The organism is Legionella taurinensis, from assembly GCF_900452865.1.
GTDB lineage: Bacteria > Pseudomonadota > Gammaproteobacteria > Legionellales > Legionellaceae > Legionella_C > Legionella_C taurinensis.
This window is the reverse complement of record NZ_UGOZ01000001.1, coordinates 1570216-1584346: the sequence shown is the minus strand read 5'-3', so window position 1 is coordinate 1584346 and position 14131 is coordinate 1570216. Positions and strand designations below refer to the sequence as shown.

The window sequence follows — 14131 nt, the reverse complement described above, 5'->3', positions numbered from 1 at the left end:
CTGTCTTTCTCAATGGAAGCGGTTGTCTTGCAGCCATGCACTGGATCCATCAAGGGCTTCCTGGTTTTTTCGCCAAAGGCTCTGAGGAAATCGGCGTATTGGTTTTCTTTAAAATCAAATCGCTCAGTTGTTTACTGAGCTGCTCTCTGATTAACTGCCTGGTTTCTGGCAAAAGAAACGTGATTGAATCAAAAAGGGGTTTGTAATTTTCATACTCATCACTCAGTGTTTTTGTACAAAATCCATTGATCTCGCATAAATAGTTATGGATATACTGAATGGTCGTATCGTTCTCCATTAACGGAAAATGACTGGAAAACTCCTTTTTGAATTGAGCTGGCTCGGCATGGGTGGCTTTTAGCAATAACAGCGTAAAGGCATCTAAACGATGCTGCCTTTCCTTCTCGTCAACGGTCTGATCAGCCATGGCGCCATAGACATTGTCGATAAAGTCTGCAACTCGTGCAAGGTATTCATTCATCTTTTGTTGATACGGTGGTACTTCTTTTTTATGAAAAGTCATCTCCCTCTCCAAAATGCCATTTTTCAGACCATTATATCCCCAGGGGCCCGATAGGCCTAATTTATTCCAGGAGGCGCGCTGGCCTGCTTTTGAAGCGGCATAACGGCTATCCGTTTATCAAGGTAATCCAGGACTACCTTATCCATATCAGGATGCAACAGGCATTCTTCCCTGAGCTTTCTAAGGCTGCCGAGTTCTCCATATAAGATTAGCTGATTTAATAAAGGTGTATCCGGGCCCTTTTCCATCAGCTTGATTTTCACCTCGACGGGATTAACAATGTCCATGATAATGACACCGTTTTTCTTTTCAAGAATGATGCAGGGCTTGCTTTCCTCGCCATTGAGAACGATCTTGAAACCGCGATCCATCGTGGCAAATAAAGAATCAATCTTGAACGAAGGGTCCTCCATTTTCCGGATGAATAAGCTGTCGGTGTTTTTTGCTTCACTGTTTAAACGCGATTTGTTAAAAAAGGACGCCATTGCCACCAGTGCCCCGCTGGTTTGGGTGATGGTCAAGGTTTTTTGATTGTTCATCGTATTAAGGGTCGCAATGAGCGGCGGGGTTTGTCCTTTAGGGATATTGGTATTATAAAGCTTGATGACGGTATTTTCCGGGCAGTACGCAATTAAATTGATGCTGGCTGTTTTGTGCATGTCAAGCAGGCTGGTGGTATTCACGTGTCGGCCCTTGTCAGCCGATCCGGAATCTTCCTGTATTGCACGAGCATAACACCGTTTGACCACCTCATCCACATTATCCAGGCAGGCGCACACAATAACGGAATTACTGTTCTTTTCCACCAATTCTCGATGAAACGATTTGTAGGTTACCCCATCCACAATGACATTCGGCCTTTCTTCTTTTTTCGCTTTCAAACGGGCCTCAACCAGTTCACCGACTAAATAGGCACTGTCCTGTGTACGAATAAAGACCTGGTCTGTTTCTTTCTGCTCGAAGGCCTGGGTATTGGGTTTACAGATTCCACGGTAATCATCGGTGGCTAAAGAAACATACTTCACTTTATCGCTTTCAGAAACATATTGACGGGAAATGGTACTTTTACCGCTTGCAGCAGGGCCTAAGAAAACAAAGTCCTGATTGTCTTCCAGTTTATAAACCGGTTTTTTAGCGAGCTGGGCTTTTGCCGCCAGATTGTCCATGTGTTTATCCAGGAAATCCGACATCAATTGATGGACGACCTGTTTGCGTATTTTATTTCTTTCTATCGCCATGCAGGCTTCAAATTTTTCACTGTAGATATCAGTACTCTCGTCAAGATGAGGGTAAAGAGTCGTCATTTTCAACCGTGCCCGGCTTAAGCACTGTTGATAGACGCCCGTGGTATCATGAGGCGTGAATACGTCATACCCCTGCTTCCATTGCTGGTTCAATTGAGAAAACGCCTCGCTGGAAATAAATTCCTGATCCTGACACAGCATCTGGGCGCATTCATTGACCTCTTCGATGTCAATTTGATAATCGGTAATCAAGCGCGCCGCCACGTGCAGTAACAATGCCGTGTTGATGGTCGGCACCAGAACATCAGTCAGCCATCCCTCCTGAGCAACATCAGCCTGGGCTAATTGCTGCTGGATGTCCCCCTCCATGAAGTCTGGCTGTAAGATTCGATTAAACTCTTCCTGCAATTTCCTTTCTTTTTTAGTCCAGTGAGTAAATCCTTTCAGCGTCAGAATGTGTCTCATATTGTAATGAGCTACAGCAGTCTCTCTTTCTTTTTCCAGTTCGATCACGCCGCGTGGAAACGGATCCTGATTGAATTGTAATTTAAAAGCAGGAGACGAAACCAGGCTGGTTTCGCTCTGCAGGGTTTGCATCTTTAATTTTTTATGACCATTCTCAATGGCGCGCTCAATGCGAATGGTGCCTAACCGGGTAATCCGCTCTACGGACTGCTTGCCTGTGTCTTTCTGATGAGCACGGAGTATATCAATGAAAGACTGACGCCTATACAAGTGCCCCGTAGGCAGGTGAGTTTGCGCATCGGGTTCCGGCAATTTCAAGGGTGCTTTGTAATCCAGGTCGGTATTATGCTTCTGGTTGTAAAAATCGAGGCAGGCAGCCAATACTTTTTGAGAAAAATCGCTTACACCCTCTATTTCACCATTTAAATTGCCAGGAATGACATCGAGTATGACGTTGTTTTTATCGTAAATCACCGTCATAACGTAGTCATCAGGGGTAATGTGGGTATAAGCAATTTCACTTAATTTATTTTTACCGAAAGGATCTATAAATGATTGAGTATGGAATGCGGGTTTACCTCGTAAAACATAGAGAATTTTGACGTCCTTTTGCCCGCCAAAATCAATGGCAATAGTAAATTTATCCGTCACGGAGCGAGTCCCGTCGACTCCGGTTGCCGCAATTAGCGTGGCCGCCGCACCTGAGCGCACTTCGTGCTTGTGTAAATTATTTTCCTGCCCGATGAGTAAATGGCTATCCGCTGAATATTCACCTTCGCGTGTCATTTTTTTAGCAAATGACTTGGTCTCAGCCAACGAATTGGTTAAATTTCCGCCTCTAAAACTCAGCGGAGCTTGTTGCAGACTTAACTTATCGTTTTGATAACTCTGAATGGCATGATAATGGTGAATGCTGCTTTTCAGCTGGGTTGTGATATTGGCTTTTAAGCCATTTCTTAAGGCTACCGCAGGACTGATCAATTCACCGGCTTCATCCAGAAATAAGCTTTGTTCTTTTTTACTGACACTGTCCCTCGCTAGAATATACGTTCTATCATGAATGAATGCCTGCACAACATCCATCAAATCCAGGCGTAAGGCTTTGGACGTCATGTTGGCGTTCGGGACTATCTGCATGACTTTTTCACTGGCGCTATGGAATAAAACCCGTTTAACAAAGTGTTCAAAATTCCCTGCAGTAGTCGGCGTCGAGAGTCCCGATACCGCAATCGGTGTTGTACTGTAGTATTCTTTGATGGTTAACAGGCGTTTTTTCAACTCCCTTATTTTCTTATCCAGTCCCTCATCCAGGGCATTAAGGTCATTGTCCAACGAGGCCACCAACTGAATCATTTCTTTCAACAGATGCCCAACTTGATTGATTTCTTCTTTCAATTCGGAAGGTATTTCTGGCAGTGACGCGGCTTCTTTGATGTGTTTGTCCACCTCATTCATCAGACGTTGGCAAGCCCCTTTGACCAGTTGATCTTTCAATTTATTCAGATTACTGGGTTGCTCTAACCATCGATAAAGCGTGAATTTGTATTTTTCATCCTTAACCAGATCAATCGCGGGTAAGTAAGACAAAAAGACATCATGATTGACTTCTTCACCCGCCAGGTAACGGTACCCTTTTATTTTTAATGCTTCGGTAGAGTGAAGGGCCAGGTCGCCGGTATGCCCGCGTTGTGCGGTAATCGCCAGTATAGCCGGCAACTGTTCGTTCAGTTGTTCCTGAGAGGTCTGTTCATCCCAATCCAATCCCAGGGTTTTTAAGGGGATCGTATCGGTTATTTTTTCCCCAGTGGGGGACATGACAGTATATTGCAGGTTTTGATTTATAACCTCAACGTAGAGGGTATTTTTTTTTAAAGACCCTTTAGGCTCACCGTGTTCAACCGAGTAACTGACCGCTTTTAAAAAGTCAGCCAGGCTTGTACGGTTGAGTGAGGCAGGCGCCGTGACCTGCTGATCCGTTGGACGGCCTTTATTGTACTCGTAAGCTATCCTGTCAGTGAACGATCTTAGGAATTTATCAAACACCGGATTACTGGCTAAGTAATCTAACAATTGCTGATAATCGTCGGTTTTTTTAATTTTGGAAAAATTCGGGTAATTTTTACCTAATTTTTTTTCTTGCAGCACCATGTCGGTGAAAATCTGATCCAATTCCCCTTCTGTCGTGATTCCTGCGGAAGACAGTACATCCATGGTTAATTGACTGGAATGCCCTTTGCTGATCCTAAGCGCCAGTTTTTTGGTAAACAGTGCGTAATCAGCATTGGCGTTCAGTGTATCAATCACAGCCTGTAAAATGGCTTCATTGTAAGGCTTAACCCCGAGTGTCTTGATGACTTCCTGTTGAATAGCAATGCCCTCATTCTGGGCGTCCTGCATGATAACCAGGGCCACTTCAGGAGCAATGTTATCCCACTGATAGACCATGCCTCCTCTGACTTCTTGATGAGAGAAACTCGTAGCCGACACCTCAATGGCTTGTCTCACGCTTCGGTGAAATTCATACCGTGGTAAATCACTTACCCCAGGCTTGCCAAAATTGACTCTTTTCTTGGAATACAACTTAACCATACTGAAATATACTCAGTCTTGTTGTCAATATTTTGATTATACGCAGGGTAAATTAAGGAATAGTTAAGTCCCCGGAGGTCTCGTTCTGCTATTGCAGCAAATAAACACTATACTGATAAAAAAATAACCTGTATTTAGGCATGCCTACTTTCCGTCAACAATCCTGGTCTACCATCGATTTTGAATCCCTGCCCTCGCAGGACTCGCTGCTCGCGTGCCTGGTGCTGATAACCCGTTATTATCAGAATCCCTATTCAGCACAATCCTTAACGGCGAGGCTCCCACTGAAAAAAGGCCGTCTGGATGTTAATCTCCTGCCTCGTGCAGCCGAAAGAGCCTCTTTAAGCAGCAAGGCGCTGCACAGAGGCATTAATGACTTCAATCAGGACTCATTGCCCGTGATCCTGCTGCTGGACAATGAAAAGGCCTGCCTGCTCATACAGGATGAGGAAGGCCGACAGAAAATCATTAATCCGGCCTCTCCCCACCTTTTAGCTGAACCGGAAACCATTGCAAACGAGTACAGCGGTCAGGCGATTCACCTTCAACCACGCTACAAATACACCACTCGCTCTGAAGAAACCCTGGGCAAGCCGCCCAAAAACTGGTTTTGGAAAGTCATCATTAAATCCATACCCACTTACTCGGAAGTGCTGGTGGCCTCCCTACTGATCAATTTATTTGCCCTGGTGATTCCCCTGTTTACTATGAATGTCTATGACCGGGTCGTACCGAACAACGCCATAGAAACCATGTGGGTATTAGCCAGCGGCGTGGCGTTGGTCTTTGTTTTTGATTTAATTTTCAAAACACTGCGTGCTTATTTCCTTGATTTGGCCAGTAAACGCACGGATGAAGAATTGTCCGCTTCAATATTTGAGCAAATATTGGGCATAAACATGATGACCCGACCCAAATCGGTCGGCGCGTTGGCCAACACCGTCCAGTCCTTTGAAGTTTTTCGCGACTTTATAACCTCAAGCACCATTACGGTGCTGATTGATCTGCCTTTTTCGCTGCTGTATATCCTCGTGATTTATTTCATTGCCGGTAATCTTTTTTTAGTGCCGCTGCTCATTATCCCTTTGATTCTGAGCATTGGTGTTGTTCTGCAGTGGCCATTGATTAAATTAACACGCCAATCTTACCAGTTTGCCGCCGAAAAGCAGGCGACGCTGTTTGAATCACTGTCTAACATAGAGGCCATTAAAACAACCGGCGCCGAATCTGTTCTGCAATCCCGATGGGAGCAATTAATTCATCTTGCGGCTAAAAACGGCATTAAATTAAGAATGGTATCCAATTCCAGCATTAACTTAAGTCTCTTTGCCCAACAGGCGGCAACCATCATTGTCATCATTGCCGGCGTGTATGCCATCAGCGAGGGCGAATTGACAACAGGGGCGTTGATTGCCTGCACGATCCTCACTGGCCGCGCCTTGGGGCCTATGCCGCAATTGGCCTCTCTGTTGACTCGTTATTATCAATCCGTCAATGCGCTTAAGTCCTTAAACCGGATTATGCAATTGCCGGTTGATGCCGAGGAAACGGTCCGTTATTTAAACCGTCCGGTTTTACAGGGCGATATCGAGTTTAAGCAGGTTAGTTTTTCCTATGACGACACCAATGCAGTGCTCAAACGCATTAACTTTAAAATCACCCCGGGCGAGCGTGTCGCCATTATTGGCCGGGTGGGTTCAGGAAAATCGACGTTAGCCCGTTTGATTTTAAAATTGTACCTGCCCACTGAAGGCACCATTTTGCTGGACGGTACGGATTATCGACAAATCAATCCCGACGATTTACGTCAGCAGATTGGTTATGTCCCTCAGGATGTGTCGCTGTTTTATGGCAGCGTCAGGGAAAACATCATCATTGGCGCGCCCTTTATCGATGACGCCGCTTTGATTCAGGCGGCCAACATCGCGGGAGTCGGTGCCTTTACCAACAAGCACCCTAATGGCTTTGATCGGCAGGTGGGTGAAAAAGGCAGCGAATTGTCGGGAGGCCAGCGGCAAGCGGTTGCCATTGCCAGGGCGCTATTACGCGACCCGAACATTTTACTGCTCGATGAACCAACCTCGGCCATGGATGACAACAGTGAGCGCCGCCTGAAAAAGGCGCTGGATAACCATCTTTCCAAGAACCATACTTTGCTGTTAGTAACCCATAAATTGTCGATGCTTGAACTGGTTGATCGTCTGATTGTCCTGGATGACGGCTTTCTCATCGCTGATGGGCCTAAAGAGTCGGTACTGGCTGCGTTAAAAGCAGGCATGCCCATTGACAAGGGGAGCCAATGATTCACGTTGAACGACCTCGCTTCTTTGCCCATGTTATTCTGTGGAGTACGGCCTTCTTCCTGCTTTGCGCCCTGCTCTGGGCTGATTTTGCCGTGTTGGATGAGGTTACTGTCGGGCAAGGCAAGGTGATCCCTTCAAGCCAGGTGCAAATCATTCAAAACCTCGAGGGAGGCATCGTCAATAAACTGTTTGTGAAGGAAGGCGAGGTCGTCGATGCCAATCAGGTGTTGATGCAAATTGATAATACCCGCTTCATGGCCACTTTTAAGGAAGCACAAAAGAAAATGGTCTCTCTGCAAATGCAAATTCTTCGCATTAATGCCGAGATGAATGAAATCCCCATGGTCGTTCCAGAGGACCTGTTAAAAGAAAACCCTGAGCTCGCTGAGGCTGAAAAAGCACTGTTCGATTCCCGTCAGGACCAGTTAAAACAACTCAATTTAGCCCTCAAACTGGCCGTTAAAGAGTTGGATTTATCCAAACCCTTAGTCAGCCGGGGCGCGGTGTCAGAGGTGGAAATCATACGTCTTGAGCGTACTGTCAATGAGATAAAAGGCAAAATTTCACAATTTAAATCCGAAGCCCTGGAGCAGCTTAACAAAGCCAAGGGCGATCTTGCCGCACTGAAGGAGGCACACACGGCGGATGCCGACCGCCTGGTCCGAACGACGGTACGCTCACCGGTGAAAGGCATTGTTAAACGCATCAAAATCAACACCGTCGGCGGTGTGATTCAACCTGGAATGGACATCATCGAAATTGTGCCGCTGGATGACACCTTGCTGATTGAGGCAAAAATCAAACCCTCAGACATTGGCTTTATCAAGCATGGCCAATCCGCCACAGTGAAATTAACGGCTTATGATTACGCCATTTATGGGGGGCTGTCAGGAAAAGTCGAACAAATCAGCGCAGACACCATCACCGATGACAAGCAGGGCAAGGAAGAGACTTATTACATTATCCGCGTGCGCACCGATAAGAATTACCTGGGAACAGAGGCCGATCCCCTTTACATTATCCCTGGGATGATGGCCACTGTGGATATTCTTACTGGCCATAAGTCGGTTCTTGATTATCTCCTTAAACCCATCCTTAAAGCCAAACAGACGGCGCTGCGTGAACGCTAATCCCTGGTGCATGAAAAGGCCCAGGGGTTAGCGTAAGGGACTGCGTTTACTCATGTTCGGGGGCGACAACGAAAATCCCCGGGGCGTTACGCAGGTATTCGTTGTAATCCATTCCGTAGCCGAAAATGTAATGATCATCGACCTGCAGACCCACAAAATCCGCTTCTTTCAGGCCGTTGGGAACGCGTTTATGATGTTTATCGACCAAAACCGCGCTATACACCTCCCCAGCACCCATTTTTTTAATTTCTTCAATGATTGCGGCCAGCGTCACACCGCCGTCGAGAATGTCGTCTACAACCAGCACCGTTCTGCCGGATAATTCCACGCTGGGTCTTACTTTCCAAACCAAATCGCCGCCGGTAATATCGCCGCGGTATCGGGTGGCATGCACATAATCCACTTCCAGCGGAAAATCGAGCCTCGGTAACAGGTTTCCCATGGGAACCAGTCCACCGATCATCACACAGAGAATGATGGGATTTTTATCGTGCAGTGTTTCCTGAATTTTAATGGCCATGCGATCAAGCGCCGCTTCAACCTCTTTTGTGGTGAATAAAAGGGTGGATTTCTCATAAACTTCTTTAATTTTTTCGGGAATAGACATCAAAAATTCCAAATAATAATTTCAGGGTATTCTAACAGCTTTATTGTTATTCTCCAGCGCCTGCGCATGAGCCATGGCTACTCTTTTCGCTTTCCGGCCATAGGAAACAGGCTGACCTTGTTATCGTCCCGCCCTTTATCACGCATTTTGGCCACGCCCTGCTTTTCCACCTCATCAATACGGAATATGGTGTGCATGGGAATGTAGGTTCGCTTGATTGTGCTGAATTCCATTTTTAAACGCTCTTCAGAGGGATCCACGACCAGTGACGTGTTTTCTCCAAAAACAAACTCTTCCACTTCAAGAAAGCCAAACATCTCGCTCTCGCTCACTTTGCGGGCATAGATTTCGTATACACTGTCCTGATTCGCGAACGTGATACGGTAAATTCGTCTTTTTGACATAACACTGACTCACAAAACCACTTGCCGCTCAGTATAACCAATCTTGAATGAGGGATACAGTAAAATAGCCTATTGATGGGGATTGCGGCACTGGGCTCTGAAAATGGGGGTTGAATCAACCAACAAATCCGCCGCTTCAGGCTCAGGGAGTACATCGCTTTCAACGTATTTCTGCACGACAAGGCAATAAAAACCAGCCGGTAGCGGTGAAATCATCTTGCCTATCACATTCAGGATTTGCAATCGCCGCCGCCATTTCTCCGTTTTAGCGGGTGGCGCATAATAAAAGGTATTAAAATGGCACTGCATATAACCGCGATGAATAAGCGCCCGCTTGATGGAAAAAACCGATTTTGGGTAGCCCATGGCGCCGTTGAAACAGGCGTTTTTGGAATAACGCAGCCACCCACCCCACAGACTTAAGGGATTAATCCCCAAAAACACCAGATAGCCCATCGGTTTTAACACCCTGTCCCATTCATCGATTGGATTTTCCAGATGAGTAAAAGCCTCCAGGGCTAAGGGCGCGATGATGCAGTCAACGCTGTCGCGATCCAGGGGCAATTGATTGAGTTTGGTTACCAGCGTGGCTCTATTTGGATCAAAATGAGTCATGGCAAGCCATTTATGCTGAAAACGAAGGGAAGAAAACCATAAGTTCTCGCTACCGCTGCCGAGTTGTAGCATAATTTCGCCATGGAGAAGCTGTTTTAGATGAGCCAATTCCGTATCGAATGCCTGAGCGATGTCCTTGCCCAAAGGACTGGCAAACCATTGCTCAAGTGCACAAAAACGATCGATTGGGTCTTGACAAGCCAACATGAGCCTCAAGCAGGAAAAAAAGTATATTTTTTATCATAGACCGCGCAGCACCAGCAAGCAATGTCCAAATATGGAGATTTATCAATAAATTATGATCAGTAGTCAAGAAAATTATAATTTAGCCGATTTAAATGCAGTAGTGGTAATTTTTGTCTATAGTTATCATATAATTAAAAGGTAAGTTTCCATGGCAACTGCTGCAGAAGAACAACGCTTACAGGGAATTGCTCAGCTGATGGTCCATGAGAGCCTTCTGGACAAAGATAAAGCTATTGAGTACCAGAATCAGGCTCAGGCGAACAAGCAATCCTTGTTGCAGTACTTAGTCGCCAATAACCTGCTTTCTGCCGAAAAAATTGCATTTACCGTAGCCCAGAATTTTGGTGTACCCCTGATTGATCTCGATGCGATTGACCCCGATACCATGCCAACAAGTCTTGTTAATGAGAAATTAATCAGACGCCACTCCATCGTGCCGCTTTTTACCCGCGGCAATCACCTGTTCCTGGCGACCGATGATCCGAGCAAACAGGCTTCTCTTAAAGAAATCCAGTTCCACACCGGCCTGCACTCCAATGCGGTAGTCGTTGAAACCAACAAACTCAATAAACTAATCGACAAACTGCTGAATGAGAAGGACAGCCAGGGCCTGACCGATTATGTGGAGGATGGCACCGGCGATCTTGAAGGCCTTGAAATCAGTGCCGACGATGAGGAACAGGATACCGACTCGAGTGCGGCCAACGATGATGCACCCGTGGTCAAATTTGTTAATAAAATTCTGGTGGAAGCCATTAAAAAAGGCGTGTCGGATATTCACTTTGAACCTTATGAAAAAGAATACCGTATCCGCTACCGTCAGGATGGGATTTTAACCGAGGTGGCCACGCCGCCGGTCAGCCTGTCCAGCCGGATTACTGCCCGGATAAAAGTCATGTCGAATCTTGACATTTCCGAACGCCGTATTCCTCAGGATGGACGCTTTAAAATGAAGCTTTCACGTACCCGCGCCATTGATTTCCGGGTCAGCACCTGCCCCACCGTCGGCGGTGAAAAAGTCGTGATGCGTATTCTTGACCCGGGCTCAACCAAACTGGGGATCGAAGCCCTGGGATTCAGCAAATGGCAACGCGCGCACTTTGTTAAAGCCATTGAAAAGCCCCAAGGCATGATTTTGGTGACTGGCCCGACAGGAAGCGGTAAAACCGTCTCCCTGTACACGGCATTAAATATCCTAAACACCATAGAGACCAACATTTCCACCGCCGAAGATCCGGTGGAAATTAAAGTACCGGGAATTAACCAGGTGAATATCAACCCCAAAGCGGGCCTGACCTTCTCCAGTACACTTCGATCTTTTCTTCGCCAAGACCCTGACGTCATCATGGTCGGGGAGATTCGCGATCTTGAAACCGCAGAAATCGCGGTCAAGGCAGCCCAGACCGGACACCTGGTGCTGTCAACCCTGCACACCAACAGTGCAGCCGAAACCCTGACCCGTTTAATTAACATGGGTATCCCTTCCTTTAACATCGCAAGTTCGGTAAGCCTGCTTATCGCCCAGCGTCTGGCACGGCGTTTATGCGAACAATGCAAAGCCCCGCGTGACGATTTCACGCCGCAGAGTTTGATTGAGCTGGGTTTTAAAGAAGAGGATGCTCAGCACGTCACGCCCTACAAGGCGGTAGGCTGCAATCAATGCAACAACGGCTACAGGGGACGAGTTGGCCTTTTTGAAGTCATGCCCATGTCAAAAGCCATCGGTCAGATCATTATGACGGGCGGCAATTCACTGGACATCCTGAAACAGGCTCAAACCGAAGGCATGCTGACGATTTATCAATCCGGTCTCGAAAAAATCAAAGACGGTGTCACCACCATTGAGGAGGTCAATCGGGTAACCGTTGATTAAAGGCCATGGAAAAAGCAAAAAACGACATCATCACCTACCAATGGGAAGGGGTGAATAAAGCTGGCGAGAAGGTGAATGGGGTCATTGATGCCCGAAGCCTTGCCATTGCCAAAGCCGACCTTCGCAAACAGGGGATCATTACTAAAAAAGTCGTCAAAAAACGAAAGCCCTTTTTTGACAAAAAAAATAAAAAAATCACGCAGGGCGATATTACAGTGTTCAGCCGCCAGATGGCGACCATGATTGAGGCCGGTATTCCTTTAATTCAATCCTTTGATATCGTCGCCAAAGGCCAAAGCAACCAGAAAATGCGTGATCTTATCGAGACCATTAAACGGGATGTGGAAACTGGCCTGACACTGGCTGAATCGCTGCAGAAACACCCCGCTTATTTTAACGAACTCTTTTGTAACCTGGTGGATGCCGGTGAAAAATCAGGTTCCCTGGAAATCATGCTGGACAAGGTTGCCACTTATAAAGAAAAAATTGAAACCATCAAGAAAAAAATCAAGAAAGCATTAACCTACCCCATGGCCGTGCTGGTTGTCGCTTTTTTAGTGACCACCGCCCTGATGATATTCGTGGTGCCCCAGTTTGAATCCTTGTTCGAAGGATTTGGCGCTGATTTACCTGCCATGACCCGAATGGTTGTGGACATGTCTGAATTTTTCCAATCCTATTGGTACATTATGTTCGGTGCCATTGGCGGCGCCATTTATGCCTTTATCTATTTTAAAAACCACTCGCCGCAATTCGCCCACTCCATTGATCGGGCCATGTTAAAATTTCCGGTGGTAGGTCCCATCCTTGAAAAAGCCGCCATTGCCCGTTTTACTCGAACCCTCTCCATTACCTTTGCAGCCGGTTTGCCTCTGGTTGAAGCCTTAAAATCGGTCTCGGGCGCAACCGGTAACATCCTGTATGCCAAAGCCACCGACAAGATCAGGGAAGAGGTATCCACCGGGCAGCAAATGCAGGTGGCCATGGACAATACCCACCTGTTTCCTAATATGGTAATCCAGATGGTGGCCATCGGTGAAGAATCCGGAGCCCTGGAACAAATGCTGGGTAAAGTGGCGGATTTCTACGAAGAAGAAGTGGATAACGCCGTGGATGCCTTGAGCAGCTTGCTCGAACCCATTATCATGTCCATTTTAGGGGTTTTAGTTGGCGGCCTGGTGGTGGCCATGTACCTGCCGATTTTCAAACTGGGTTCAGCGGTCTAAGGAACAGGAATTCCATGGAATTAAATCATTTTCTCGCAACCTACCTTTATGTTTTCATTGGTATTCTTTCATTATTGGTAGGCAGCCTGCTCAATGTGGTCATTTATCGCCTTCCTCTCATGCTTCGCGCTGAATTTCTGCGGGACTATCAAGAACTGACAAACCAGGAGAGCCGAGAGGAAAAGCCGTCCATTAATCTGTTTTTACCGCGTTCGTTCTGCCCGGCCTGTCAAAACACGGTCAAAGCGCGTCACAATATCCCCCTCGTCAGTTACCTCTGGCTGCGCGGAAAATGCGCTTATTGCGGGCATCCCATTTCCAAACGCTACCCACTGGTTGAATTAGTGACTTTGCTGCTGTCATTAGCGGCCATGTGGCACTTTGGCTTAACCCTGCATTTGCCCTTTGTTCTACTGTTCATTTGGCTGCTTATCCCCATGTTTTTCATTGATTTGGATCATCAGTTGCTTCCTGACAGTTTAACGCTGGGGCTCCTCTGGCTTGGTCTTCTTGCCAATACAGCCAATCTCTTTACACCGCTTCCCATTGCCGTCCTCAGTGCAGCCGGTGCTTACTTGGTTCTCTGGCTGTTTATTCAGTTATTTTATCTGGTGACAGGAAAAGTTGGCATGGGCAATGGGGATTTTAAACTGTTTGCCGCCTTCGGCGCCTGGCTTGGCTGGACGCAACTGCCGCTTATTTTATTACTGGCCTCCATATCCGGGGCAGTAATAGGATCGATTTATCTGCGCCTGCAACAAAAAGGCAGCGAAACCCCCATCGCTTTCGGTCCCTTTTTATGCATCGCTGGACTGATTTCACTGTTTTATGGTAACGACATCATCCACTGGTACCTGAAACTTTGGTTTTAGATGCAGCGGCATGGATCCCCCGTCTGTGCGGGGG

The 14131-nt window shown here is 46.8% G+C and carries 10 protein-coding genes; 5 read left to right on the top strand and 5 right to left on the bottom strand.

Going from position 1 to position 14131, the window contains the following annotated elements:
- Positions 1–49: 49 nt before the first annotated feature.
- Both DYE45_RS07355 and DYE45_RS07350 read right to left on the bottom strand, forming a co-directional pair.
- A complete protein-coding gene (locus DYE45_RS07355; protein WP_115300690.1) occupies positions 50–523 on the bottom strand; it encodes a hypothetical protein in 474 nt (157 codons plus the stop codon).
- A gap of 56 nt (positions 524–579) precedes the next feature.
- A complete protein-coding gene (locus DYE45_RS07350; protein ID WP_133138147.1) occupies positions 580–4821 on the bottom strand; it encodes an ATP-binding protein in 4242 nt (1413 codons plus the stop codon).
- 140 nt (positions 4822–4961) lie between these two features.
- On the opposite strand from DYE45_RS07350, the gene DYE45_RS07345 reads away from it, so the two are divergent.
- Positions 4962–7124 (top strand): type I secretion system permease/ATPase, encoded by a 2163-nt coding sequence (locus DYE45_RS07345; RefSeq protein ID WP_108291611.1) that lies wholly within the window; start codon positions 4962–4964, stop codon positions 7122–7124.
- Positions 7121–8254 (top strand): HlyD family type I secretion periplasmic adaptor subunit, encoded by a 1134-nt coding sequence (locus DYE45_RS07340; protein ID WP_108291613.1) that lies wholly within the window; start codon positions 7121–7123, stop codon positions 8252–8254. The genes DYE45_RS07345 and DYE45_RS07340 overlap by 4 nt, the downstream gene beginning before the upstream one ends.
- Positions 8255–8300: 46 nt before the next feature.
- Here the strand turns inward: DYE45_RS07340 and DYE45_RS07335 are convergent, their stop codons facing one another.
- The 3 genes from DYE45_RS07335 to DYE45_RS07325 all read right to left on the bottom strand — a co-directional run bounded on the left by DYE45_RS07335 (position 8301) and on the right by DYE45_RS07325 (position 10087).
- Entirely contained in the window at positions 8301–8861 is a 561-nt protein-coding gene (locus DYE45_RS07335) for a hypoxanthine-guanine phosphoribosyltransferase (RefSeq protein ID WP_108291615.1), read from the bottom strand.
- A gap of 77 nt (positions 8862–8938) precedes the next feature.
- Positions 8939–9265: a DUF1820 family protein gene (locus tag DYE45_RS07330; RefSeq protein WP_108291617.1), complete on the bottom strand. Its 327-nt coding sequence runs from the start codon at positions 9263–9265 to the stop codon at positions 8939–8941.
- 69 nt (positions 9266–9334) lie between these two features.
- Positions 9335–10087, bottom strand: coding sequence for a methyltransferase domain-containing protein (locus DYE45_RS07325; protein WP_108291619.1), 753 nt, complete (start codon positions 10085–10087; stop codon positions 9335–9337).
- A 187-nt stretch (positions 10088–10274) separates the two neighbouring features.
- On the opposite strand from DYE45_RS07325, the gene pilB reads away from it, so the two are divergent.
- From pilB to DYE45_RS07310, 3 genes are read left to right on the top strand one after another with little or no spacing between them, the layout of a single operon-like run.
- On the top strand, positions 10275–11999 hold the full coding sequence (gene pilB / locus DYE45_RS07320) for a type IV-A pilus assembly ATPase PilB (RefSeq protein WP_115300688.1): 1725 nt from the start codon (positions 10275–10277) through the stop codon (positions 11997–11999).
- Positions 12000–12004: 5 nt separating this feature from the next.
- Complete coding sequence (locus DYE45_RS07315; RefSeq protein WP_108291623.1) at positions 12005–13225, top strand: type II secretion system F family protein; 1221 nt, start codon at positions 12005–12007, stop codon at positions 13223–13225.
- A 14-nt stretch (positions 13226–13239) separates the two neighbouring features.
- On the top strand, positions 13240–14097 hold the full coding sequence (locus tag DYE45_RS07310; RefSeq protein WP_108291625.1) for a prepilin peptidase: 858 nt from the start codon (positions 13240–13242) through the stop codon (positions 14095–14097).
- Positions 14098–14131: the final 34 nt, after the last annotated feature.

Bases quoted from the DNA above. Each gene is read 5' to 3' on its own strand.
- DYE45_RS07355 (WP_115300690.1), bottom strand. From the start codon at position 523: ATGACTTTTCATAAAAAAGAAGTACCACCGTATCAACAAAAGATGAAT.
- DYE45_RS07350 (WP_133138147.1), bottom strand. From the start codon at position 4,821: ATGGTTAAGTTGTATTCCAAGAAAAGAGTCAATTTTGGCAAGCCTGGG.
- DYE45_RS07345 (WP_108291611.1), top strand. From the start codon at position 4,962: ATGCCTACTTTCCGTCAACAATCCTGGTCTACCATCGATTTTGAATCC.
- DYE45_RS07340 (WP_108291613.1), top strand. From the start codon at position 7,121: ATGATTCACGTTGAACGACCTCGCTTCTTTGCCCATGTTATTCTGTGG.
- DYE45_RS07335 (WP_108291615.1), bottom strand. From the start codon at position 8,861: ATGTCTATTCCCGAAAAAATTAAAGAAGTTTATGAGAAATCCACCCTT.
- DYE45_RS07330 (WP_108291617.1), bottom strand. From the start codon at position 9,265: ATGTCAAAAAGACGAATTTACCGTATCACGTTCGCGAATCAGGACAGT.
- DYE45_RS07325 (WP_108291619.1), bottom strand. From the start codon at position 10,087: ATGTTGGCTTGTCAAGACCCAATCGATCGTTTTTGTGCACTTGAGCAA.
- pilB (WP_115300688.1), top strand. From the start codon at position 10,275: ATGGCAACTGCTGCAGAAGAACAACGCTTACAGGGAATTGCTCAGCTG.
- DYE45_RS07315 (WP_108291623.1), top strand. From the start codon at position 12,005: ATGGAAAAAGCAAAAAACGACATCATCACCTACCAATGGGAAGGGGTG.
- DYE45_RS07310 (WP_108291625.1), top strand. From the start codon at position 13,240: ATGGAATTAAATCATTTTCTCGCAACCTACCTTTATGTTTTCATTGGT.